This window comes from Sphingobacterium lactis (genome assembly GCF_011046555.1).
Classification (GTDB): domain Bacteria; phylum Bacteroidota; class Bacteroidia; order Sphingobacteriales; family Sphingobacteriaceae; genus Sphingobacterium; species Sphingobacterium lactis.
In genome coordinates this window covers 3,297,375-3,319,913 of sequence record NZ_CP049246.1, presented here as the reverse complement: position 1 = coordinate 3,319,913, position 22,539 = coordinate 3,297,375, and the positions used below count along the sequence as shown (strand labels likewise).

27 protein-coding genes are annotated in these 22,539 nt (G+C 40.2%); 8 read left to right on the top strand and 19 right to left on the bottom strand.

Features of this window, described 5'->3' with window-relative positions; all coding sequences use genetic code 11:
* The first annotated feature begins 3 nt into the window (after positions 1–3).
* Both G6N79_RS14515 and G6N79_RS14510 read left to right on the top strand, forming a co-directional pair.
* Complete coding sequence (locus G6N79_RS14515; RefSeq protein WP_103905085.1) at positions 4–876, top strand: helix-turn-helix domain-containing protein; 873 nt, start codon at positions 4–6, stop codon at positions 874–876.
* A 347-nt stretch (positions 877–1,223) separates the two neighbouring features.
* Entirely contained in the window at positions 1,224–2,726 is a 1,503-nt protein-coding gene (locus G6N79_RS14510) for an acyl-CoA dehydrogenase family protein (protein WP_103905086.1), read from the top strand.
* Between the two features lie 242 nt (positions 2,727–2,968).
* Here the strand turns inward: G6N79_RS14510 and G6N79_RS14505 are convergent, their stop codons facing one another.
* From G6N79_RS14505 to G6N79_RS14495, 3 genes are all read right to left on the bottom strand, one after another.
* Positions 2,969–4,762: a fimbrillin family protein gene (locus tag G6N79_RS14505; protein WP_146060566.1), complete on the bottom strand. Its 1,794-nt coding sequence runs from the start codon at positions 4,760–4,762 to the stop codon at positions 2,969–2,971.
* 10 nt (positions 4,763–4,772) lie between these two features.
* Positions 4,773–4,952, bottom strand: coding sequence for a hypothetical protein (locus G6N79_RS14500; protein ID WP_103905088.1), 180 nt, complete (start codon positions 4,950–4,952; stop codon positions 4,773–4,775).
* A gap of 204 nt (positions 4,953–5,156) precedes the next feature.
* Entirely contained in the window at positions 5,157–5,786 is a 630-nt protein-coding gene (locus G6N79_RS14495; RefSeq protein WP_146060567.1) for a helix-turn-helix transcriptional regulator, read from the bottom strand.
* A 483-nt stretch (positions 5,787–6,269) separates the two neighbouring features.
* Here G6N79_RS14495 and G6N79_RS14490 point away from each other — a divergent pair, with 483 nt between their 5' ends.
* From G6N79_RS14490 to G6N79_RS14465, 6 genes are all read left to right on the top strand, one after another.
* Complete coding sequence (locus G6N79_RS14490; protein ID WP_103905090.1) at positions 6,270–7,520, top strand: site-specific integrase; 1,251 nt, start codon at positions 6,270–6,272, stop codon at positions 7,518–7,520.
* 576 nt (positions 7,521–8,096) lie between these two features.
* Entirely contained in the window at positions 8,097–9,170 is a 1,074-nt protein-coding gene (locus G6N79_RS14485; RefSeq protein ID WP_103905091.1) for a DUF932 domain-containing protein, read from the top strand.
* A gap of 51 nt (positions 9,171–9,221) precedes the next feature.
* Positions 9,222–9,524 (top strand): hypothetical protein, encoded by a 303-nt coding sequence (locus tag G6N79_RS14480; protein WP_234993141.1) that lies wholly within the window; start codon positions 9,222–9,224, stop codon positions 9,522–9,524.
* 106 nt (positions 9,525–9,630) lie between these two features.
* The gene (locus tag G6N79_RS14475; protein ID WP_103905092.1) at positions 9,631–10,125 is read left to right on the top strand and encodes a DUF1281 family ferredoxin-like fold protein; all 495 of its coding nucleotides are present in this window, start codon (positions 9,631–9,633) and stop codon (positions 10,123–10,125) included.
* Between the two features lie 4 nt (positions 10,126–10,129).
* A complete protein-coding gene (locus G6N79_RS14470) occupies positions 10,130–10,561 on the top strand; it encodes a hypothetical protein (protein WP_066436453.1) in 432 nt (143 codons plus the stop codon).
* Between the two features lie 23 nt (positions 10,562–10,584).
* Positions 10,585–10,917, top strand: coding sequence for a penicillin-binding protein (locus G6N79_RS14465; protein WP_066436448.1), 333 nt, complete (start codon positions 10,585–10,587; stop codon positions 10,915–10,917).
* A 240-nt stretch (positions 10,918–11,157) separates the two neighbouring features.
* Here the strand turns inward: G6N79_RS14465 and G6N79_RS14460 are convergent, their stop codons facing one another.
* The 16 genes from G6N79_RS14460 to traJ form a co-directional block, all read right to left on the bottom strand.
* Positions 11,158–11,607 (bottom strand): response regulator, encoded by a 450-nt coding sequence (locus tag G6N79_RS14460; RefSeq protein WP_103905093.1) that lies wholly within the window; start codon positions 11,605–11,607, stop codon positions 11,158–11,160.
* A complete protein-coding gene (locus G6N79_RS14455) occupies positions 11,589–11,876 on the bottom strand; it encodes a hypothetical protein (RefSeq protein ID WP_091520313.1) in 288 nt (95 codons plus the stop codon). Before G6N79_RS14455 ends, G6N79_RS14460 begins: the two co-directional genes overlap by 19 nt.
* A 278-nt stretch (positions 11,877–12,154) precedes the next feature.
* The gene (locus tag G6N79_RS14450) at positions 12,155–12,442 is read right to left on the bottom strand and encodes a helix-turn-helix domain-containing protein (protein WP_066436443.1); all 288 of its coding nucleotides are present in this window, start codon (positions 12,440–12,442) and stop codon (positions 12,155–12,157) included.
* Positions 12,423–12,734 carry a helix-turn-helix domain-containing protein gene (locus G6N79_RS14445; RefSeq protein WP_066436440.1) on the bottom strand — a complete coding sequence of 104 codons (312 nt, stop codon included), beginning with the start codon at positions 12,732–12,734 and terminating at the stop codon, positions 12,423–12,425. Before G6N79_RS14445 ends, G6N79_RS14450 begins: the two co-directional genes overlap by 20 nt.
* A gap of 158 nt (positions 12,735–12,892) precedes the next feature.
* Entirely contained in the window at positions 12,893–13,687 is a 795-nt protein-coding gene (locus G6N79_RS14440; RefSeq protein ID WP_013632606.1) for a cation efflux transmembrane domain-containing protein, read from the bottom strand.
* A 4-nt stretch (positions 13,688–13,691) separates the two neighbouring features.
* Positions 13,692–15,863 (bottom strand): TonB-dependent receptor, encoded by a 2,172-nt coding sequence (locus G6N79_RS14435; protein WP_103905094.1) that lies wholly within the window; start codon positions 15,861–15,863, stop codon positions 13,692–13,694.
* Positions 15,864–15,951: 88 nt separating this feature from the next.
* Positions 15,952–16,266 carry a hypothetical protein gene (locus tag G6N79_RS14430; protein ID WP_013632608.1) on the bottom strand — a complete coding sequence of 105 codons (315 nt, stop codon included), beginning with the start codon at positions 16,264–16,266 and terminating at the stop codon, positions 15,952–15,954.
* 70 nt (positions 16,267–16,336) lie between these two features.
* Positions 16,337–16,609 (bottom strand): molybdenum ABC transporter permease, encoded by a 273-nt coding sequence (locus tag G6N79_RS14425; RefSeq protein WP_066436434.1) that lies wholly within the window; start codon positions 16,607–16,609, stop codon positions 16,337–16,339.
* Between the two features lie 259 nt (positions 16,610–16,868).
* On the bottom strand, positions 16,869–17,318 hold the full coding sequence (locus G6N79_RS14420; RefSeq protein ID WP_013632610.1) for a DUF3872 domain-containing protein: 450 nt from the start codon (positions 17,316–17,318) through the stop codon (positions 16,869–16,871).
* Positions 17,319–17,330: 12 nt separating this feature from the next.
* Positions 17,331–17,891, bottom strand: a complete 561-nt coding sequence (locus G6N79_RS14415) for a conjugal transfer protein TraO (protein WP_013632611.1) — start codon at positions 17,889–17,891, stop codon at positions 17,331–17,333.
* A gap of 20 nt (positions 17,892–17,911) precedes the next feature.
* Positions 17,912–18,805: a conjugative transposon protein TraN gene (gene traN / locus G6N79_RS14410; protein ID WP_066436433.1), complete on the bottom strand. Its 894-nt coding sequence runs from the start codon at positions 18,803–18,805 to the stop codon at positions 17,912–17,914.
* 24 nt (positions 18,806–18,829) lie between these two features.
* The gene (gene traM, locus G6N79_RS14405; RefSeq protein ID WP_084019013.1) at positions 18,830–20,170 is read right to left on the bottom strand and encodes a conjugative transposon protein TraM; all 1,341 of its coding nucleotides are present in this window, start codon (positions 20,168–20,170) and stop codon (positions 18,830–18,832) included.
* Positions 20,157–20,441: a hypothetical protein gene (locus tag G6N79_RS14400; protein ID WP_024566592.1), complete on the bottom strand. Its 285-nt coding sequence runs from the start codon at positions 20,439–20,441 to the stop codon at positions 20,157–20,159. Before G6N79_RS14400 ends, traM begins: the two co-directional genes overlap by 14 nt.
* A gap of 18 nt (positions 20,442–20,459) precedes the next feature.
* Complete coding sequence (locus G6N79_RS14395; RefSeq protein ID WP_091520329.1) at positions 20,460–20,888, bottom strand: hypothetical protein; 429 nt, start codon at positions 20,886–20,888, stop codon at positions 20,460–20,462.
* A gap of 11 nt (positions 20,889–20,899) precedes the next feature.
* Positions 20,900–21,523, bottom strand: a complete 624-nt coding sequence (traK, locus tag G6N79_RS14390) for a conjugative transposon protein TraK (RefSeq protein ID WP_037440337.1) — start codon at positions 21,521–21,523, stop codon at positions 20,900–20,902.
* Positions 21,524–21,542: 19 nt separating this feature from the next.
* Complete coding sequence (gene traJ / locus G6N79_RS14385; protein WP_024566595.1) at positions 21,543–22,538, bottom strand: conjugative transposon protein TraJ; 996 nt, start codon at positions 22,536–22,538, stop codon at positions 21,543–21,545.
* Position 22,539: the final 1 nt, after the last annotated feature.

Sequence of the window (22,539 nt, the reverse complement as noted above, 5' to 3'; positions counted from 1 at the left end):
GAAATGAAAAAAGATAAGATTAATGCAGATGAGTTTGTTGCCAAGTTTATGGTGCCCAGCCTTAAGCATTTAACTTATATCCAGACCCCAATAAAAATATTTCCATTAAAGGATATTGCTCCGTACCTGAAAACCCCCATTCCACCTATCTTTTTGGGGTATAATCTTTTGATACATCTGACAGCTGGTCATTTCAAACAACAGATTGAATCGACGACTTTTATGGTGCAGGCACCGGCGATTTTGATCAGTAACTATGGGAATATTTCCGCTATCCACTCCGTCGATAAATCGGCACAGGGATATTGCGTGCTGATAAAAGAACAGTCCATGACCTCGCTTTTTCGCGAACAGGAGATCCTGAATATCTTTACCATTGCTCCATTGTTGAACCTGCATCCGGATGATAGTCAGGATTTTACGGCGTTGCTGGATCTGTTGTATAAGGAGATCTATGGCAAAAACCCGTATACCGAATTCTACGAAAGCTTATTTAAATCGGTTATCCTGAAAATCATCAAGGTATCCAATGCCAATAAAACCCTGGCACGTCGGCAGGAAATTGCTATTGCTTTTAAGCAATTGGTACATCTCCATTTTAACAATGAAAAATCAGTGAATTTCTATGCTGATAAATTAGCGGTATCGGTGAACTATCTGAATCGCTGTGTATCTACTGTATTTAAAAAGTCATCCAAAGAATTGATCCTTGAAGTTGCGATCATCAATAGCCAATTAATGCTTCTTGAAACCAATAAGAGTATCGCGACTATAGCCTATGAACTGGACTTTGCCGACCCCTCTTATTTTACCCGTTTATTTAAGAAAATAGTGGGCATATCACCTTCAGATTATCGCCGATCCCTGGGTAAATAAGATTGAAATTTAAGGAAACCCCGAAAATCCAAAAATTCAAGAAAGAACCAAAGTGTGGAGTATGAAAAAATCCTGCTTTCTGTTTTTAAAAATTTTATTCTAAGTTAACAATCAAGATTTCAATTAATTATATTGATGGCCATAAAAGAATGATTTGGTAAGTGTGCACGATTTGTCCTATTTATTGTCGCGTTCTTCATAGTCAATGCCCGGATATCGCCTTAATTTTACATAAAGCAATAGCAATGCGCTAGGAGAGTTGCGCAAAGCATGCAAATTGATGTTTCCTTCATATGGAGACATCGAAGATGAATAAGATTGTAAAGCATAATTTATAGGATTAGAAAATGAACGAGGTAATAGGACAAGTAGATTTCGATAGCTACATTAAGTCATTCAAAAAGCATTTATACCATTTATTTAGAGAAGAATTTGATTACAGCGCCATCAGTTTAAAGCGCGATTTTCCTGCTGAATTTCTAGCAGAGATCATGAAGAAACAACCTTTGGCGGTTGCTATCCCTTCGCATTTCGGCGGTCGTGGGGTGCAGGTAAAAGAATGTTTAAGTGTTCTCGCAGCAGCATCTTACGAATCATTGGCATTATCGCTGATGTTCGGGATCAATATTGCCTTATTCTTGGAGCCTTTGGCCAAATATGGTAATTACACGGTGCAAGAACGTGTTTTTAAGGATTTCTTAGAGAATAACGCCATGGGTGGTTTGATGATCACGGAAAAAGCATATGGTAGCGATGCGTTGAATATGAAAACGAACTATCAGGCTATTGGCGATGATTATAAAATACAGGGCGAAAAACACTGGCAAGGTTTGAGCGGTGCAGCCGACTATTGGTTGGTCACTGCACGTAAAGCCAATGAAAATGGCGAATTGACCAGGGATATTGATTTCTTTGTTACGGAAAATAAGAATCCAAATCAACACATTCCAATGGTGGAACGTTATAATAATCTGGGATTATATGCGATTCCTTATGGAATCAATCCGATTGACGTAACGGTTCCTGCTGATCAAAAATTAAATCCGGAAAGTACTGGGATTAAGTTGATGTTGGATATGTTGCATCGCAGTAGATTGCAATTCCCAGGAATGGGGATGGGTTTTATCAAACGCCTGTTGGATGAAACACTACAGCATTGCAATACCCGCATGGTGGGCGGGGCGCCTTTATCCAATTTGGATTCCGTAAAATACCAGATTTCACGAATTCAGGCGGCTTATACGCTAAATTCAGGAATGTGTGCATACAGCGTGGAAACCAGTGGTATTGAAAATGACCTTGCTACATTAAGCATTGAAGCCAATACATTGAAAGCGTTGATCACTGACCTGATGCAAGAATCGGCACAGATCAGCTTGCAACTGGCTGGAGCGAATGGATACCGATTGGATCACATCGCTGGCCGTTCGGTGGTGGACAGCAGACCATTCCAGATTTTTGAAGGTTCCAATGAAATGCTGTATGGTCAGATTGCTGAAGCGCTCTTGAAATTGATGCGTAAAGCCAAAGAAACGAATTTATATACCTTTTTAACAGGATATCCGACTGCCAATATCAGTGCGCCTTACTTTAAAGAGCAATTGAATTTCAGTGTCGATGGTGGCTTTAACCAGCGTGATTTGGTGACGATCGGCCGTATGATCGCACGGGTGATCAGCTTCCAATTTGTCTTGAAACTACAAGGGTTCAATGCGCAATTGGTTGAAATCACAAGACAACATATCCAAATGGATCTAATGATGTTTGCTGGTCAGTTGAACAGCAAAAACCACGCTAATCCAATTCAGGATTATGAAGTGGATTCCGATTGGACATCTTTCTTAAGCTAATCACTTTCATTATTATTTATATTAGCCTGTCGACGTGAGTCGATAGGCTTTTTTTTGTTTCTGGTATCCCTTGGTAATTTCCCGTAATATTATCTTTCAATGCTTTAGGAAAGAGCAGATGGGATAAAAGCATAAAAAATCCCGGATGGGGATTGCATTCGCTTTCCTTACCGGGATTTCAACTAATAAAAAATAACACCCAAACCCATGCATTAGGTTTGGATTTTATTGGGAAAGTGCTGTTATTTTGTGCGGATGCATCGGATTTGTAAGCCAAGGTTCCGATCCACATCTTGAATTGTTGCTTCTCCAAAATCTACACGGATTTCTTTTTCATTGATCCGAGTATAGGTAGCCTGCCTTACATAGGCTTTTGCCGTTCCTGGTGTTGAACCAACATTGCTTGTCCAGAACATGGCACTGACAGGATTCGAATAGATTTGCCTGCCTTCTTTATATACTTCGCTATAATAATCTCTTATGCTGTTTAAATAAGGAATAGGTTCGTTTTCATCGTATGGATGTGATCGATATCCTTGGAAAAAAATAGCCATATACCGCTGAGGGAATATGTATTCTTTAGCTGCCGGTCCGGAAGGAACATGCGCTATCCGAATACCAACATTATGCCGCAGAACAGCGTTATCCTGCCAACTGACCTGAATATTTTCTGCTGGCAATGTTACTAGGCTCTCAGCCTCATCAGCTGTTGGCATTCGCCAAATACCTTTTGGATAGACTTGTAAGCATGGATCCTTTGTTGAATCATAGCTCCCCGTGTTTGTAGCATCCAGTGGGTGAAGCGCATTCCAACGGAAATAATTTACGTTGGGGTTTATATGGTGAAATGCTTGATGACCGAATACACCCATAAACCGCAATTGTGGCATTCCATAAGGGGTGTCTGGATGGAATGCAAGGCTCTCTCGTGACCATTTAATGCCATTGATCTCAGCTGGAGATTGGATGAAATCCAATGCAATAGCATATTTTTCGCCCGGATTGACAACTACTGCAGAATTTTTAGCCGCTAGATATTTAGATTCAGTAAAGGAAATTTTATTATTCAGGAACCACGCCCAAAAGCTAATGTCGCCAACCCTAATGGACATTTGATTTTCTACGAGGGTTACAGGCTCAGCACTGTGGAAAATAACGGATTTTGAAATGGTTCTTTCCGAATCTGTAAGGACAAAAGGAATATCAGGAACGAAGGCTGCTTCTCCGATAAATTCCCCGGTGAGAATATTAAAAGTTTTACTTTTTATCATTCCCAAGAAGGAAGCATCTTTACCACTTCCCATGGAAATCTTTCCATTACTACCTTCTGAAAAAGGCATAGACATACCTCGGCTATCAATACTGATTTCTATGCGTGAAGTTTTGTGCTCGAACTGGATGTTCAAAAGATTTTTACCTTGAACCGCTGTAAAGCTTCCTGAAGCATACAAGATGTCTTTATTGAGCGCGTCCTTTTGGGAAATCTCGTTATTATTAACCGTTGGCGGGTTGTTTTCATTGTTGGATATAGCAATCCAGTGATACCGCTGACCACCATCCAATTTTATCTGTTTAGGATGTTCTTCCCCCGAACTCAGGATATGGTCTTCGCCAATTTGATTGCCCCGGATTCCCTGGTTATCTCGAAAGATTTTCAAGATATAGGAAACACCTGATTTTAACTTTTCTGTTCTTTCATTTTTCATAACACCTTTGCTAGGTGTTGTTCCTGCTTTTAAGCCACTGTCTCGACTAAATCCATAGAAATCTTCCGAAGAAACCTGGACCTCAAAATCGCTCTGTAAAGTTCTTCGAGCAATGGTATTCTGTGATAATTTCGCGTGGTTTTTTGAGAAAGTGGATTTACTTCTTTTCAATTGAATATTTCCATTCTCTTTAATCGACGCATTTAGCGTTAATAGTGCTTCCCCATTTTCATAATCTATATCTGCCCCTTTTTTACAGGAACTTAAAATGAATAAGATTATTACGCTACTCATTAGGTAGCAAAAACCTGCTTTTCTATACTTCATCATGTGGTTGTGCCTAAATTTCTAAAAGGATTTGTTCACTGCCTTTGTCTTGCCATTCAAAAATCTCCGGGGTTGTTTCCGAATTTTCACTTCCTGAAAATACTTCAGCAGAACCGATAGCAATATCGTGTTCGAATTGGATTGGATAAACTTTGATCTGTGGTGGATGATAATTATTTGTTTTGTTATTCATGCTTAATTAATATTCATGGAGACTTTTTTAGAAGCTCGCAAAGAAAGAGAATAAGCGCATGAAAGCAGAATATTGACATACCTATGTGGTACCCAATCCATCTAAATATTTCTTAATTAAGATGATATTAAGTACTTCGCGGAGTGGCTGAATTTTGTCTTTACTTAAAAGCAATAGTCATCTATTGATAATGGGGATAACGTCTCATGACCTCAACCACACATATAGATCTACAGAAGGTTGAATATTCAATTTTTTTCGCAGCAGGTGTTTCCTGTTCTGGATTGTTTTCACAGATTTGAACGTATAATCTGCAATTTCTTTCGTTTGGAAATTCAAATAGATATAAGCTAACAGCGTTAATTCTGAATTTTGTAGATTGGGATTTAATTGGAGGAGCTTAGGCTCAAATTGCGGATAGCATTCCTGAAAGCGAACATAAAAGTTAGGGTGGTTGGATCGTGCTAATTGGATTACTTCCTCAAACGCATCATTTACCTTCACCAATAATACCTTAGCCTCCTGTTCTTGCTTGTTTAACAATTGCTTGTTGTCCTTATATTTCGAAATTATCTTTTTGTATTGCCTGATAAATATGAATAAGGTGATCATGAGGAGGACAATGGATACGCCACATGGAAAGAGACACCAATTGCTGAGCCATTCAATTTTTGAAAAATAGGTTCGGAAGGAATTTTCCAGTTGATTATTCGGGATTTGCAATAAGAAGGTAAAAGCAGTATTGGATGGAAGGAATTGTAAATCCATTTGCCGCAGCACAAGGGGTGATGATGTGGTGACCAAGTCTGGAAAGGCTGTCATTAAAGTGCTCATCTTATTGCATGTAATTGGTTAATGAATATTAAATTATATACAATTATTTTATAATTCAAAGGCTGCTAATCAAGCAGTTATATCTTTGTTTTACAGGTTTTGAATAAGATTTACAAAGGAGTCAAAATATTAAAATACGATAAAAAATACAATCGGATTGATACGGCTAAAATGGTGCGATTTAATTATTCTCCAGATTTTAGGGATTAATTTTTTTTTAGAAAAAAGATTAGTAAAAAGCAAAAATAAGCAAAACGGTTAAAACCTTTGCTATACAAGGCTTTATAAAAAGAGTAGTCTTAGTTCGGAAGTCGGTGTCTGATAGGTTTGGGGCTTAAATTGACAAGGTTAGGTTACTAATTCGTTACCGATTGACAAAGGCAACAGCATAGCTTAACTGATTATATTTCAGTCTTTTGCACCCTTTTCTACATTCCCTTGTAACTCAATGTAATTTAATTTTAAACGTTAAACATTTGAGTTATGGAACAGGCAAAAAAATCGACGTTCAAACTGCTTTTCTATTTGAAAAAGAACGAACTGAAAAAGAACGGTAATGCCCCGATTATGGGACGTATTACCATTGACGGAACCCCTAAGACTTTCGGAACAAAGTTAGAAATTGACCCCAATAATTGGGATTTGAAACACGGAAGAGTTCAGGGCAAAAGTGCGCAGGCATTAAGCATCAATAAAAAACTGGATAATATACGTGGGCGTATCGACAAGATTTATGAAGATATGCTGAAGCACGAGGGCTTTGCGACCGCCCAAAAAGTAAAGCTATCATTTTTGGGTGTCGGCGTAATGGATGATGCTATCCTAAAAGTTTTCAACAACCAAAATGAGGATTTTAAAAAATTGGTCGAAAAGGAAGAACGCTCACAAAGCACCTACAACAAGTATATCACAGTTTACAATCATCTTACCACATTTATAAAGGAACGCTATCATCGTGATGATATGGCTTTTCGGGAATTGACTTCCGATTTTATCCGGGAGTTTGATTTTTACCTCCGGTATGATTTGCAGTCTTCCCACAATACAGTTTGGGTGTACACGATGCCTGTATTAGCCCTTGTGGAACTGGCTATTAAAAAAGGCTTGATACGTGATAATCCTTTTCAGGATTACGAAATCAATATGGAAGAAACCGACCGGGGTTATATCCTTAAAGAAGATGTTGAAAAGCTGATGATGTGCGTACCACCGCACCCACGGTATAAACTGGTAAAAGACCTGTTTATTTTTAGTTGTTTTACCGGACTTGCTTATGCGGATATTAAAAAACTGACAAGGAACAATATTCAATCATTCTTTGACGGTCATCAATGGATTATCAGCAGGAGAAAGAAATCAGATATTGCTTCAAATGTTCGGTTAATGGAAATCCCTAAGCGTATCATTGAGAAGTATCAGGGTACGACAAGGAATGAATTTATCTTTCCGGTTCCGACCAATGCAACCTGCAATACGCACATAGGTAAACTGGTTGAAAAGGCAGAGATTATTACGGAGCAAAAAGTAACCTTTCACACGGCAAGGCATACTTTCGGAACAATGTTTTTGACCGAGGGTGTACCGCTTGAAAGCCTTAGCAAAATGATGGGGCATAAAAACATTTCCACCACACAGATTTACGCTAAAATCACAAGCCAAAAAATCAGTAAGGATATGGATTTGGTTACCCCTAAATTCAAAGCTATGGAAGAAGCATTTATGATGGCAATCTAATCAGCTTTTATTTAATCACAATGAGCAGAACTTAACGGTTCTGCTTTTTTTATGCCCATACTTTTATGTAGGTAAAGCACATTTACTTTCCTCTACCCAGTCCAACGCTGTAAAAGAGCTTATTACCTACTTGCTAAATAGAAAATTGAAAAACGAAGCCCTTATCTAACGCCCCCTGCTATTCCGTTTTTCAAATCTCTATTACAGGCTATGATAGCCTGGTCATTAATGCCATAAAATTTTAGAACAGAAAATTTCCACAATCAACCGGTAAAAAGGCAGCTAAGTTATAGCGGGCAGCCACCGCACACGCCCAACCAAAAGACTACGGCATAATGGCAAGGCAAAATGACGGCTTTGCCGAGTTGCTGTGTGTTGCCTTGCCACCCTCCGGGACTTATTCCGTTTCCTTTTGGTTTTCCCGCTTAGCCCGCTTGGATTATCTGCTTTCTTTTTTCCGGTTTTTCTTTTGGAAAAATTTATGCGAAGCGAAGCGGAGCAAACCACAACGGGAAGCGGGAAACGAGAAAAGCGAGTGAGTAAATAACATTTTTTCAACATCAAAAATTTAGCATTATGGCACACAACATCAATTTCAACGAGCAAACAGGACGTCATTCATTTTTCAGCGTTCAACAAAAAGCGTGGCACGGTTTGGGGCAAATCGTAGAGCAGTACCCAACAAGCGAGGAAGCAATAGTACACGCAGGTTTAGATTACGAGGTTATCAAATCCCCACTATTTACACAGGGCAGAACAATGAGCATAGGCGGCAGCGGAGAACTGATTGAAGCCAATGACATCTTAGTACCTAACAGTTTCGCCACACTCCGCACCGACACCAATACACCGTTGGGCGTAGTAGGCAAAGACTACCATATCGTACAAAACCGTGAGGCGTTCAATTTCTTTGATGCTATTGTAGGCGCAGGCGATGGGATATTGTACGAAACCGCAGGAGCATTGGGCAACGGGGAACGCATTTTTATCACTGCCAAGCTGCCCGACTATATCCGAGTAGGTAACGGCGACGATGTTACCGAAAAGTACATCTTCTTAACCACAAGCCACGACGGTAGCGGAAGTATTACCGCAGCGTTTACTCCTATCCGTATCGTATGCCAAAACACCCTGAACGCATCATTGCGGAGTATGACCAACGTAGTGCGTATCAAACACACGTCAGGAGCAAAACAACGCCTTGAAAATGCTCACAAGGTTATGGGGCTTGCCAACACCCTAAGCACACAATTAGAGAACATTTTTAACGACTGGGCTAAAGTAAGGGTAACAGACCGAGAAGTAAGAAAGCTAATCCAGTTGGCACTTTGCCCGAACAAAGAAACGCTTAACCTGCTTAAAAAAGGTGCGGAAGATGAAGTTTCCACCGTATTCAAAAACACCGTAGATGATGCCTTTGAATACGCTATGATAAGCGATACCCAACAAATGGCAACTACCAAAGGCACATTATTCGGGGCTTACAATGCCGTTACAGGCTACTTTCAGAATGTACGCAATTACAGGGATGGCGAAGCCAAACTACAATCCATTGTTATGGGTGGTACAGCACAGCTAAAGACCCAAAAAGCCTTTGAACTGTGTACAGACTTTGCCTATTCAGGAGCAGAGATTTTCAACTTCAATTAATCATCAAAGGCGACTGCCTGCAAAGGTGGTCGCCTACTAAAAACAAAAGATATGAAAGCATTAGATAAAATGGATAACCTCGATAAAGCGGGCTTATTATGCAAACTGTTTCCCGCAGAACTGGAGAACCTGCAAAACGCTATAAAAAAGCAATGCGACTACTTCCTGCAAAATGAAACCGCCTTTCGTGAGGGTTGGTATCAAAAGGGATTTTTTACTGCTGAATTTTGGTACAGGCTTGTGCAGAATGCACAAAAAGGGATAGACAAAATGAACGACTTTGGAAACGCCCGCACTGGTTTACAGACCATTTTTTTGACGGACACAATTCAATTTTCGCTATTCATTGCCTGATTGAATATACAGAGGATGCACAATGCAACCCGCAATTAAAACAGGCGATACACCTGCTTTTCGGGAGTGACAAATTTTTACAGATAACCTTAAACGATAAATAATTATGGCTAATTGGTGCAACAATTGGGTTGTTTTTGAGGGAACAGCCGAAGCAATAGAACAGATAACAAAGCTATTCAAATCAATGGCTGAACAGGAACAGAAAGACGACTGCGGGCAATTACCCGATTTCGTACAGGACACGCACGGAGATTATTTCTACAATATCAGTCAGGACAATGAAAGTGCGGGTGTATTCCAGTATGAAACAAAATGGTCGCCAAATACGGATGCCGTTAAGCAGATAGCCGAACATTTCAAAGTGAATTTCACACAGGACTATGAGGAATTAGGATGCTTAGTATATGGTCAGGCAATATTTGAAGAAGGAATACTAACGGATACCTGTTTAGATAGCCAGGACTTTGACAGCTATGAATTAGACGAGGAAACGGACACCTACCATTTTGAGGGAACAGAGTACGACAGCGAATGGGAAATACTCGACACTTTGTTAGAGCGTAAAAGCGAAAATCAATTAAACACCATTAAAATTTAGAACGATGAAACTATCAGATAAAGCGACAGCACATATTTTGGTTAAAGCCAACAGCGAATGGGATAATTGCGAGTTTGCAATTATCCACCTATCCGAAGAATGGAAAACAGAACAGGCAAAACGGCTTGCATTAGTTAAGCCGTTAGAGGGCAATCACTATTTCTGCTCAATGAATTACTATGATACAGCAGTAGATTTTTATAGGACAGGCGAAAACGACAACCCGAATATTGAAGAATTGCTAAACGGTAATGAATGGATATTTGTGGAGCTTGACGAGCAAGAGCAGGAAACGTTTACCGTACCTGAAAACCGACTGGACTGTTACAGGCTTGTATTAAGGGCAAACGGTACAGGCTACTATACAGCATACGGGAAGCATACGAGCGAAGAATTTTGGACGGAAGAATTTTTATTAACCCAATTAATTGCTTAATCAGAAAAATCAAATTTCAAATTATGACACGTTCAAATCTTCACATCAAATTGAGTAACGGTAAATCCCTTGTATGCGTTGCCGACAGCAGCAGCGCACCCGAACAGGGCTATATCGTTGAAAGGCTTTTTTTGCCCTTGTTATCCCTTGATAACAGCGAGCAAGAACTCTTAATGCTTAAAGAGTATTGCACGATGGATGAAAGGCGGATAAACGCATATTACCGCTATTTAATAGACCTTACCACTAAAGAAGTTAAGTTTTTTGAAGAGCATTACAGTTATACCAATGACACTTTCAGGAAAGGAAAGGATATAACGGAAAGATACTACGAGTATTTAAAAACGATTAACTAATACAAGCCGCCTGACCCGAAAAGTCGGGCGGCAAAAAGACAGATCCTCCCGATGGTCGGGCAGTCTTTTTGCTTTAAATTGGTGCAATCCCCTTTAGCAAAATGCACCCTTACAAATCCTTTTCATTTTACCAAACAGGTTGCAGCGTTATTGCGTGGGATATTCGTTATCCCATAATTAGATTAGAGTGATTACTTTCTTTCGTGAGTTCAGCGGAAAAGAAAGTAACAAAGAAACCTGCTATTGCGGAAACTGTTTGTAATATTCTTTTGCTACTTCAGCTACACCTGCACTGAAATAACGCCCTCCGTCGTTTAGTACCGTGATGGCTTTTTTGAGTTCTTCGGGGTCTGCGCCTTTCAGGATATACCCTTTTGCCCCGCTATTAAGCATTTTAACCACATCCTGCACATCATCGTTAATACTAAAAGCCAAGATTTTGGTTTGCGGATATTTTTCAAGCAATGCTTTAGCAGTTTCAAAACCATTCATTACAGGCATATTTATATCAACAACCATTATATCGGGAATAACTTCCATTTGCTCCATTTTTTTCAGTGCTAATTTGCCGTTTTCCGCTTCAAATACGATTTCAAAATTATCGTCGTCCCGTATAAAATCGCAGATACCTTTCCTAAGTAAGTCGTGGTCGTCTATCATTCCTATCTTAATTATTTTTTCTTTACCCATTTTCTTCTTTTGATAAAATTGAAAAATCCGTATTTAGACTTAGATAAATCAGATGTTCTGTCAACGTGAGGTAAGCCATTATTAACCGTAATGTCCCTGACCTTAAAATGATTAAGCCATTCTTTAAAGTGTGCTATTTCGTGAGGCTTGAAACGAACAATTTCCCCGTTTTTAAGAGATACGATAAAAACATCAATGCAGAGAGTGAATGCAGATAGATGGGATGCAGGATAGTCAAATTCGGGGTAAAAAATATGCTCATTCTCCATAGCCTTAATGTTTTAGGTTGTGGATGCCTGGCACAAAAAAAGAGCGCAGGCAACTACACTTACCGCACATTGAGGCACTGGTATGCCCGACAACGAATAAGCGAGCGCCCACGCCTTTTGACGTGAGCGTTCTTACTTATCTGTCCCGTTGTCTAAAAATTACCAGTTTTCAATGTGGGACTTAAAGCAAAAACACTTTAAGTATTTTCTATATTTTCGACAACAAAGATACTAAACTCGTGCCTTTTTGACTGCATATAGTACAAAAAAGATTACAGTCAAACTGTTTTTTGTGAAATATAATTCTGTTCAAGTATTGTCAGAATATCGCTTTCCTTATAAATAATCTTACCGCCTATCTGTATATACGGCAGGATATTGTCATCACGGTATTGCTGTAAAGTTCGTTTGCTGATATGGAGCAGCTTACACACATCTTCGCCCGACAGGTATATTTCCCCGTTCATTACAGGACGGTAATTTTTCAATATACTTTCGATACGGGTTCTTAGCAGCGTTATCATTTCCTGATGGGCAATGATTTCGTCATTCTCGAATAAATCCATTTTCAACGGTATTGTACGGCTGTCCGGCTTCGAGCAAAGCCTGTACATCCGAGCGTTTATAATAATTCTTACGGTTCAGTCGGGAATAGGGCAATAGTCCTTTGTCCTTATACGTCTGCAAAGTCCGCTTGGTAATGTTCATCATCAGACACACTTCCTGGTTATCGAGCCATTTTTCTTCTTTGAAAATTGGCGTGTATTTTTTCGTAGCATTTTCGGTCAGTTCCAAAAGTGCTTTCAGCTCATTTTTCATTCCCTCCAGTACGGACTTTTGTATTGTGATTACTTCCATAGTTTGCTCAATTTTGCTGTGGAAGTCGAATTTATAAAGGCTTATTGCAGCGTTGGAGAATGTTGCAGGATTTGGCTTTGAAAGGCAGCGTTTGGCGTTAGTAGTAAGATTTGGTACAAAAAAAGCCCCGAATTTCGGGGCTATGATTTGCTGCTATTTTATTTTGCCAACTTCAGTATTCTATATGCACCTCTTGCCACAATCACGAATACAATTGCCCCAATAATCAAATCCGGATAACTCGAATTGAGCCAATTGACCAATAATCCCGCAATGATAACACCCGAATTGATTATAACATCGTTGGAAGTGAAAATCATCGAAGCCTGCATATGGGCTTCTTTGCTTTTGTTCTTTTGTAATAGATAAAGACAAAGTACGTTTGCAATCAACGCCAAAACAGAAACAACAATCATTGTTTTGAAATCAGGCATCGCTTCTATTCCGATAAAACGTCTGATAACTTCAACAAAACCGATAACGGCTAACAGAATTTGAAAGTAACCTGCAAATTTGGCGATATTGTTTTTTCTTGCAATCGTACCCCCAACAGCAAACAATGCCAAAGCGTAAACAATACTGTCTGCAAGCATATCCAAGCTGTCTGCTATCAATCCCATTGAATTGGAAAAAATACCGAACAACATTTCCAATCCAAAGAAAACGAAATTGATAATCAGTACAGTCCAAAGTAGTTTCCGTTGGTCATTGCTTGTATCTGTTTCAAGAACTGCATTGCTTTCTTCAGTTGAAATCAATGACGTATTCAGGTTTAATGTTTCCAAAGCCGAAAAAATCGGCTCTGGTTTTCCACTATGGTAAACATTTAGTTTTCTACTGGGAATATCAAATTCCAATGACTTTACCATATCGAAATCCTGCAATTTCATACGGATTAATTGCTCCTCACTTGGGCAATCCATTTTAGTTATATTGAATATGGTTTTATTCATCTTCTTAAAGTCTAAATTTTATTCCGCCATTAATGACAAATCCGTCCAATGGTGCATAAATGTCTTTAAATATAGGATTACTAATTGTACCTGTATAAATGTTGCCAAAACGTGTCTGCCTTGTATCAAGGAAATTTTCAAAATTGACATATAACGAAAACCTTTCCCAAATCTTTTCAGCCATAAATCCACAAGTCCAATAGTCTTTTCCTGTTGTTCCATCGTTCAGCTTTTGCGGGCTGAAATAGTAGGCTTCTAAACCAACTTTCCATTTGTCTTCGATTTCATACATTAAAACCGAGTTAATACGGTGTTTTGGGGTTAACGGGCTTTCGGTAGTTGTTGCATTTTGGTGTAACTGTGCATCTGTATAAGTGTACCCTAAAAATAATTTCACATCATCGTAACCGATTTTGATATTGGTTTCTGTTCCTTTTGTATGGATGTAACCAGTAGAGTTTACAAATTGATAGAGATTAGCTGATGGATTTTCAAGTAATAGAGGATTATTCAAATAGGTATAAAAGAATAATTGATTGATACTGAATGACCAACCATCGCCAATATTAGTGCGGTAATTTATATCTGCATTTCCACCATAACTTTTTTCCAGTTTATTGGTTTTATTGTTAATTGGCATTACGTTTTGATATTGTAAGCGTTCGCTTTCTTCGGTAAAGATAGTGGGTGTTTTATATCCAAATCCGCCGCCAATCCTTGATGTTAATCCGTTTGCAATATGGAATAGCGCCGATACTCTTGGCAAGAATACAGCCCCATAATCTATAACATAATCCGTTCTTAAACCTGCTTCCAATTGAAGCCAATCCGTAGCTTTAAAATTATTTTGGACGAAAGCCCCAAATGTGGTTTGGCTATAATCTCTTAACGGAAATACTGTAATCTGCTTTTCTTTAAAATTGTCCGTCCAAATATTAACGCCTGTTACCCATTCTGACTTTTCTTTGCTGTAAGTATAATTAGCTTCCGTAAAAGTGGCTGTTTGCGTTCCCTCAAACTCGTAAGTGGGAATAGCCGTATTGCGGTTAAAATAACTTACACTGTTTTTGATTTGAAAAGAACTGTTTTCATTAATTAAATGGTCAAAAACAAATTGTGTGGAATAGCGTTGTGTTTTGTTTTCTTCAAAATATTGATGCGTATTATCCCCTTTGCCCTTGATGTAAAGTATATCGCCGCCCAAACGGTTCTCTATGGTTGTATTGATGCCAAAATTCAGTTTCGTTTTATCATTGAAGTAAACAAATAATTTAGGGTTCAATACGAAGCGTTCAAACTTTGGAATGGCGGAAAAACCAATTTTTGCAGGGTCATAAGCTCCGTTTCTGTTGTGCGAAGCGAAAATAGTTGTTCCAATTTTATTGAATTTTTGCCCATAAAAACCATTAATGTCTAAACCTCTCCCTGATGTTCCGTTGATATGAAAGCGCAAATTTCTTTCATCAGTTGGCGTTTTGGAAATCAAGTTGACTAATCCTGCTATTGCTCCACCTCCGTAAAGTGTAGAAGTTGAGCCTTTGATAACTTCAACCTGCTTTAAATCAAGTGGCGGAATTTGTAATAAGCCCAAACCACTTGAAGCTCCCGAATAAATCGGAAAACCGTCTTTAAGGATTTGTGTATATCGTCCGTCAAGTCCCTGAATACGGATACTCGCATTGGCACTTGTGGGCGACGTAGTTTGTACGTGAATACCTGTACTTTCTGCCAAAAGCATACGAATATCTCCCGGTTTCATATTCCCTTTTTCTCCCAACTCCTCACTTCCAATAAACTCAATACGTGTAGGAATATTTTGTATGCTTCTTGTACTTCGGGTAGATGTAATTACAACACCCTCTAATTCCTCTGAATTTTCTTTGAGCAGAATTTCAATAACATTGGTATCCTTTAGTGGAAATTCTATTTTTTCAATAAACTCTTCAAAGCCTACGTAGCTAAAATGTATCTCCTGTATTCCATCAGGAATATTCGATAATATAATCTGTCCTTTTTCGTTCGAGGTTCCTCCAATTGAGGTGCCTTTTATAGATGTTGTTACACCAATCAAGGGTTCTTTTGTTTCACTGTTTTTTACAACAATGTTTAATGTATTTTGTGCATATACACAAAGGTTGAGTGCCATAAAAAATGACACAATGAGTATTTTTTTCATTGTAAAAATGATACTTAATGTATATAAATAAGCTATGACGATGCAAAGACATCGCTTTTTAATTAATTTGTGCTGAAAGCATTATACATTAAGCAAGTTGCGGGGGACGCCAAATGGAAAATGGAAAATCAGAAACAGGTGGGGTCAGCATATTTCCTAACTTCCGTTGCGGTTCTTTTACTGAATGGACAATAGAGAAATGAAAAGTAGTTAAAACAAATCCTGTACAGGTGTTGCAACTAAAAAAAGGCGAGCAACATCCCTTATTACAATCTTGGTCATCCTGTCCGTTTTGTCCTTGTTCGGTAGTATGCTTCTGCATACATTTATCCTCAATAAAAGTCGGTACTGCTGATAAAAGCAATACATAGGCGGCTAATATTAAAGATATAAACTTCACCATACAAAGTTAAATAAAAATTAATTGCGTTAGCTCACAAATCTTGTGGAGGTAGTTAAAGCGAATAGTTTTTTTATCGAGATTGTTCGGTTTTTACTTCAGGCTGCTGTTTTTCCTTTTTCTCACGGGAATAAACCCACAGTGACAACAGACCGAAAATAATCAGTGCGTAAGCTATCCATTTACCAACCCTTTCAATCAATTTAATGAAAACCGAACTTTCATAAGATGAGAAACCCTCTGCTCCCATAGGGCTGCGCCTGTAAAACTTCCTGCGGTTAATCCAGTAACGAAGTCCCAAGCCTGCAACCAAAAATATGATACCTATAACCAATGATGCGACCATAACAAAAACACTTTATTTCCACTGTTTGAATTTACGAAAAATATTTGTTTCAGCCTGTAAACGATGTGAATTAAATGCGAAAGAGGCTTACCCCAAAAGGCAAGCCTCTTTCATTGTTTATGGAAATAAAACCTTACTCAACACTGAAATAGATTACAAGGATAAGAAATTATTTCTTTTGAAATACACTGCCCGGCTGAAAATTAAAAACGGCTTACCAATCAGATAAGCCGTTTTTTTTTGAATTGAAATACTGCTCTTAATCGCTGCTGTTAAACTGAAAAGTTATCTGCTTTTCATTCCCGAAGCTGTCCGAAATCCAAACGTCAAAAGACTGTGAAACGGCAGACGTTGAAGTGTAGTACAGCCTGAACTGCTCCGTTGGTAATTGGTACAGGTCATTGGGCTGATACGGCGGTTCGTTGTAGTATTGCAATGTTCCCTGCCCGTCAAATTGAAAGTAACGGAGGAAATACTGCGTATTGCTGTAATTGCCTGTACGCTGTATGGTAATGCGTATTTCTACGGTCTGCCCGTTTGCAACATCTTTAGGCACTGGCATTACATTGACCTCGAAAGGAAAATTGTTCTGTATTTCGAGGTCATCATCTTTGCTGCAAGATACCAACGTAACCGAAGCTGTGAGGATTGTCAGGAATACATATAGTGGCAGTAGCCCCGTTCTGAATTTATTGAATATTGCTATCATCGTTTTTACGTTTTAAAAGTTAAACCTTAATCCCACACCTGCTGACGGTCGGAACTGTTGTAAATCCGTACCCCAAAGGATTTTTGTACGCCCTTGCAGGACTAATACAAAACGGTCGGACAGGTACGTTTCAAAAGTGAGGCGACCGCCTGCACCGTAGATAAAATTATCTTCGCTCAATATCTTCGCACCGTCGTACAACATTGTTTCGCCCCGGTTGATGGTTTCGTAACCGACCACACCTGTTACGGCGAAATTCAGCGTGATGTTCTTACGGGCATCGCCCAACAAAAAGAAGCTGTAACCGCCCTCTGCGGAATAGGTTTCCTGCGGTATGCGGAGGTCTTTATACCCGTGGTACTGGTGGGTATATTCCAACGCCCAAAGCTGATAGTTACCATTCTTACCGTTTACCGTCATTGCTGCGCTGATGTAGTAATCATTGCCAATCTTATCATCGGACAATACACCTGCACTTATTTCCAATCCTTTCTGCTTCGGCAGCATTCTTTGCGCCTGTGCAGCCGTGATGCCTATCAGGACAAACAGCACGGTATAGATATACTTTTTCATATTCTTGCTTTAAAGGGTTATTAAAATTTCAGGTGCATATCGTCAATCAAACGGGCTTTGATTAAATCGGAATTTTCGACGTGCAATGTTTGATGCCTGCCACCGTTTTTCTCGAAAATCTCAATCAGCAGTACCTTATCATCGGCAATGGTAAACTGGTCTAACAGGAACACATTTTGTTCGGTCGATTTTCCGGAAATACCGTCCAATGGCTTGTAAGTTCTCAAAGGAGTTAAAGGGCGTTCCTGGACTACGGTGCGTTTAGCTACCTTTTTATCCACTACTTTGAAATTGATGAAATCAATCTCGAAAGGAACATTGGCACGGTTTCTCAATTCAGTATGGAAATAGTATTTGCCGTTATGTATGTAAATCCCTTTTAGGATAAACTGAATGCCGAAACTCTTAGCACCGATATGCTTTACAATGCGTTTGTCTTTCTTGTAAATGGTTTCCAAAAGCAAGCCTGCCAGTGACGGCGAATTGTTGCCCAGTTCTTCAAAAAGCACATCGTTACCTTTGGCTTTATCCACCGCTTTTTGCATCGTGAGCAGGTCATAGCTCATTGCCTCCGGGTAGGAACTGTAATACACGTTGAAACTATAAAAACGTCCGTCATTCGTAATAACGGAAAAATTCGTTTCCGGCTCAAAGTCCCTTACAGATGCTTTTACACGCAACACGTTTTCCGCATCTTCGGCTTTCCCTGCAATAAGGTATTCGCTGCCCAAATCCACGTAACGAATGGCAGTCGGGAAAATCAGGTGCGAGGTTTTATCGTAGGTAACTTCCATACGGTACGGCTCTATCTTGCCCAATGCAAGTGGTGTTCTGATGCTGTCCTGTGCATTAGATTGTGCAGCAAAGCCGAGTATAAGGGCAATAGCCCAAAAGGTTTTTAAATGATTTTTCATTGTTTTATTTATTTGAGTTCAACATTATTTTTTAGATACAAGAAAGACCTGATAGCCTGCTTTGAGTGCAACCTTTGGCGTTCTTACTTTCTTAGCGAAATAGCCCGAAATACCTTGCACTGCACTTTTACTTAGGTCAGAAGTAATTTGCTGTCCAGGAGTAGAACTCATACTGAAGCTCGAACCTGTGGCATTGCCCATATTGGCTACAATGTCCGTAACCGCATTTCTTTCAGGCGAATACGGAACATATAAACCTTGCTGTCCGTCCAAATCATAAATAGTAATATCTACCGGGATGATATTGCCCTCCAGTTCTACCGAAGTAACTTTTAATTGTAACCTGCCATTCTGAAATTTGGCATTAGCCGTTACAATTGTTCCTTTGGGGATGGTACGTTGCGGGGTTTTGGCAGGCTCTAACAGGCGTAAACGCACACCCGTTTCGCCAACTACCGTTTGGGCTTCGTGTACACAGGCTTTGATACTGTTTTTAGGCTGTACCACCTCTTCAGTAGAACCTGCGGTATAGAACCCCCTGTTTTTTGTTTGGCTCCAATCGGCTGCAAAGGCACTGTCCGACGGTTCACGGTACAAGGCTGATACAATGTTCTTTCTTGTTGGTGTGAACGATACAAATTGCTCTTTTTGGTTAGCACCCGCAGCAGCAGGAGTTGCACCGATGGCAGGAGCAGCGTTTCCGGTATTGGCATTTTGGGGAAGATACTTTGCTGCCATTTCATAGGATTTCTCCATTAATTTGAGTTGGTCGTCAACGGTGGCCACAGGTGGCACATCTTTTTCCGACAACTTTGCTTTTAGTTCGTCCACTTGCTTACGCAATTCCATTGTTTCCGAATTGTTGTCCTGATAGAATGAACCCAGTGTGCTTTGTGCATTACGGTAACTATTCAATGCAGAATTTCCGTTTCGTCCCGATTTTCTGCCACCACCCCCAAAGCCGTTGCTTTCTTCGTCTTCTTCAGGTAAACTTTCTTCATTGTCAGCAGATGCAGTATCTTCAGTATTCCAATAATCAGAAAGCGTGGTCAGTGCATTGCGCTTTTCCTGCTCTTTGCGTTCGAGCATTTCCTGCTCATACGCCTTGCTTTTATCATCGGGCATCCCTGCTCCGGTAGCCTGCGGTACGGCATCGTTCAGCCCGATATTTTCGACCGCCTTTTTATCTTTCGACGGTTTAAATATGAGGTACATACAGCCGAGAAATACCACGCCCATCAAAAGGAATATGATTGGCTTTTTGAGCTTATCCTTATTGCTCTTTTTATTATCCGGCAGATTTGATGCTCCGTTTTGGTCTTCTCCCTCAACGAGAAAGCTGACCCTTTTTTCATTTTCTTTCATAAATCTGATTTTTTAAAATTGTTGATACACTATCCTGCAACCTTGCAGGATTTTTACTTTTAAGGACAGGGTTTTCGATATGCTCTATGACCATACCGTTACCGGACTTTGAGGTATCGTACATTACTTTGCCAATGACCGCTACGGTAAGCAGCAGGTAACCCACAAAGAAGTACAGCGTATATTGGTGCTGTTTGCGCAAGGGCAACGCCCGCCAACGTTCGTCCAACTTGTCAAAGTACCTGTCCATATTTGCTCTTAATTTTTTCATAGCCTTACTATTTCTGTGTTATAGCTTGAAACGCTTAGGACTTTTACCCGCCTGTTGTTTCGGCGCATCGTTGACCAGTGCGACCGCCTCCGTTAATTTGGGTGCGGACATTACGGACAGGTTTGCCAGTTCCGATTTTTTGAGTAATTGCCCAAAGCCGTCTTTCTTGGCTACCTCCATACGGCTCAATGAGAATTTGCCATTCAGGTACTTTACCCACATACTGCATTCTACACGGGGCTTGTCATCGCCCGACCATTGCAGGTAGCCTGTCAGCAGTAAGTCCTGCTTAGGCAAAGTATCTGCACCTTTTTGGCAGCTTTCGAGGTATTCGCTGATGCTGTCTTTCAGCTTTCCGGCATACGCACCCTGCGTATGGAAATACCCGTTATATCCTTTGTCGGTAAGGATTTTTGCGAACGTGCTTAAATCTGATAATGCTTCCATAAGATTGTTTTTTAGCGTTCGATGACCTCTATATCCTTATTTTCCACGACTGCAAATTTTTCAATATTGAAGCCCTGCGGATTATTGTCGGAACGAACGGAGTTGACGAGATAGCAGGAAGTAATCAGGTTTCGCCTGGTTACATTGCTTGACCGGATAATGAACTGTTTGGCATAGGTGCGCACTGCATACGGGTAGTTGTCGAAATTGCACACGACACTATCCACCTCGATGCGTTGCTGCACGTTCCCCGAAATGATACGGCTGTAATAGCCCTTTTCCGACAAGTCTTTGTAGTAATCAAAAGCACTTTTATCGGCAAGGTTAAATGCCCTGCTCATATTGCTTTCAATAGCGTTCTTGTCGGGAGCAAGCGTAAAGAACAGTTCGTGAAATCTCCTAACGTGTTCCCTTGCTTCAACCGGGCGGTTGATGCTCGCATCCTGCGATAAGGCAAGCATCAGGGATTTGCCGTTATCCAGTACATAGATTTTTTGGCGTTGTTCTTCTGCAAAGCGGTAGGAACGCCATACGGCGTAACCTACCACGCTAATGCAGAGAACCGCAAACACAATGGCATATAATCTTATCTGCCTAAAGCTGTTTTCGATATTTCTTAGCGTTTTAAATTCCATTTTTTAGAATGATTAATGATTATTTATTCATCAGTTTACCGCCGATGTTTCCAACTGTTGAGCCTGCGCCTGCTCCGGCGATGTTTCCGGCTTTCATTGCTGTGGAGTTTACATTGCGGGTAAAGTTTCCTGCGCCTCCGGCTTGGATTACCCAACCTGTTACGGTCGGGATAGTGAAGTACCCGATGATGCCGATTATCATAAAGATGATGTACACGGTATTGCTCGTATCAGGTATATAGGTGGGGTCGGCAAGCATTGCTATATCCCTTTCCAAAATGAGGGATTGTATTCTTGCCAACATTGAGCTGAACAAATCCGAAACAGGAAGCCACAGGTAAACGCTGACGTACCTCGTGAGCCATTGCGTGAGCGTGGACTGAAAGCCGTCCCATACGGAAATAGCAAAGGCTATTGGTCCGAGTATGGAGAGGACTATCAGGAAAAACGTTCGTATGGTATCAATGACCAAAGCCGCTGCCTGAAAGAGTATTTCCAGTAGATTGCGAAACCAATCCTTTATGGCTTTCTCAATCTTGTAGGCTTGCCTGTCCATATACATACCCGCCATTGTTCCAATGTCGGAGGGCGACCATCCCAGTTCATCCAGTTTTTTATCAAACTCTTCGTCTGATACCATATAGGCAGTTTCGGGGTTCCTTACCATTGCCTCGTATTCCAACTGGTCTTTCTGCTGTTGCAGCTTGTTCAGGTCAAGCACCTGGTCTTCGAGTATTTGGTGGGTTCCTACTACCACGGGGCTTAATACCGCATTGATGGTTCCCAAAACAATGGTTGGAAAGAACATTATGCAAAGCCCCAAAGCGAACGGGCGCAGCAAAGGGAACATATCAATAGGTTCGGCACGGCTTAAAGCCTGCCAAACCTTTAATGCCACATAGAACAATGCTCCCAATCCCGCCAAACCCTTAGCGACTGCCGCCATATCGCCTGCAAGTGGCATCATATCATCATAAAGCGACCGCAGGAGTTCGTGAAGATTATCCCATTCCATA

What these genes read in the sequence shown, in the direction of transcription:
- G6N79_RS14450 (WP_066436443.1), bottom strand. Translation starts at nt 12,442, where the DNA reads ATGGATTTATTCGAGAATGACGAAATCATTGCCCATCAGGAAATGATA.
- G6N79_RS14455 (WP_091520313.1), bottom strand. Translation starts at nt 11,876, where the DNA reads ATGGAGAATGAGCATATTTTTTACCCCGAATTTGACTATCCTGCATCC.
- traM (WP_084019013.1), bottom strand. Translation starts at nt 20,170, where the DNA reads ATGAAAGAAAATGAAAAAAGGGTCAGCTTTCTCGTTGAGGGAGAAGAC.
- traK (WP_037440337.1), bottom strand. Translation starts at nt 21,523, where the DNA reads ATGGAATTTAAAACGCTAAGAAATATCGAAAACAGCTTTAGGCAGATA.
- G6N79_RS14495 (WP_146060567.1), bottom strand. Translation starts at nt 5,786, where the DNA reads ATGAGCACTTTAATGACAGCCTTTCCAGACTTGGTCACCACATCATCA.
- G6N79_RS14435 (WP_103905094.1), bottom strand. Translation starts at nt 15,863, where the DNA reads ATGAAAAAAATACTCATTGTGTCATTTTTTATGGCACTCAACCTTTGT.
- G6N79_RS14505 (WP_146060566.1), bottom strand. Translation starts at nt 4,762, where the DNA reads ATGATGAAGTATAGAAAAGCAGGTTTTTGCTACCTAATGAGTAGCGTA.
- G6N79_RS14480 (WP_234993141.1), top strand. Translation starts at nt 9,222, where the DNA reads ATGAAAGCATTAGATAAAATGGATAACCTCGATAAAGCGGGCTTATTA.
- G6N79_RS14460 (WP_103905093.1), bottom strand. Translation starts at nt 11,607, where the DNA reads ATGGGTAAAGAAAAAATAATTAAGATAGGAATGATAGACGACCACGAC.
- G6N79_RS14440 (WP_013632606.1), bottom strand. Translation starts at nt 13,687, where the DNA reads ATGAATAAAACCATATTCAATATAACTAAAATGGATTGCCCAAGTGAG.
- traJ (WP_024566595.1), bottom strand. Translation starts at nt 22,538, where the DNA reads ATGGAATGGGATAATCTTCACGAACTCCTGCGGTCGCTTTATGATGAT.
- G6N79_RS14465 (WP_066436448.1), top strand. Translation starts at nt 10,585, where the DNA reads ATGACACGTTCAAATCTTCACATCAAATTGAGTAACGGTAAATCCCTT.
- G6N79_RS14420 (WP_013632610.1), bottom strand. Translation starts at nt 17,318, where the DNA reads ATGATAGCAATATTCAATAAATTCAGAACGGGGCTACTGCCACTATAT.
- G6N79_RS14445 (WP_066436440.1), bottom strand. Translation starts at nt 12,734, where the DNA reads ATGGAAGTAATCACAATACAAAAGTCCGTACTGGAGGGAATGAAAAAT.
- G6N79_RS14490 (WP_103905090.1), top strand. Translation starts at nt 6,270, where the DNA reads ATGGAACAGGCAAAAAAATCGACGTTCAAACTGCTTTTCTATTTGAAA.
- G6N79_RS14395 (WP_091520329.1), bottom strand. Translation starts at nt 20,888, where the DNA reads ATGGAAGCATTATCAGATTTAAGCACGTTCGCAAAAATCCTTACCGAC.
- G6N79_RS14470 (WP_066436453.1), top strand. Translation starts at nt 10,130, where the DNA reads ATGAAACTATCAGATAAAGCGACAGCACATATTTTGGTTAAAGCCAAC.
- G6N79_RS14430 (WP_013632608.1), bottom strand. Translation starts at nt 16,266, where the DNA reads ATGGTGAAGTTTATATCTTTAATATTAGCCGCCTATGTATTGCTTTTA.
- G6N79_RS14500 (WP_103905088.1), bottom strand. Translation starts at nt 4,952, where the DNA reads ATGAATAACAAAACAAATAATTATCATCCACCACAGATCAAAGTTTAT.
- traN (WP_066436433.1), bottom strand. Translation starts at nt 18,805, where the DNA reads ATGAAAAATCATTTAAAAACCTTTTGGGCTATTGCCCTTATACTCGGC.
- G6N79_RS14400 (WP_024566592.1), bottom strand. Translation starts at nt 20,441, where the DNA reads ATGAAAAAATTAAGAGCAAATATGGACAGGTACTTTGACAAGTTGGAC.
- G6N79_RS14415 (WP_013632611.1), bottom strand. Translation starts at nt 17,891, where the DNA reads ATGAAAAAGTATATCTATACCGTGCTGTTTGTCCTGATAGGCATCACG.
- G6N79_RS14425 (WP_066436434.1), bottom strand. Translation starts at nt 16,609, where the DNA reads ATGGTCGCATCATTGGTTATAGGTATCATATTTTTGGTTGCAGGCTTG.
- G6N79_RS14475 (WP_103905092.1), top strand. Translation starts at nt 9,631, where the DNA reads ATGGCTAATTGGTGCAACAATTGGGTTGTTTTTGAGGGAACAGCCGAA.
- G6N79_RS14485 (WP_103905091.1), top strand. Translation starts at nt 8,097, where the DNA reads ATGGCACACAACATCAATTTCAACGAGCAAACAGGACGTCATTCATTT.
- G6N79_RS14510 (WP_103905086.1), top strand. Translation starts at nt 1,224, where the DNA reads ATGAACGAGGTAATAGGACAAGTAGATTTCGATAGCTACATTAAGTCA.
- G6N79_RS14515 (WP_103905085.1), top strand. Translation starts at nt 4, where the DNA reads ATGAAAAAAGATAAGATTAATGCAGATGAGTTTGTTGCCAAGTTTATG.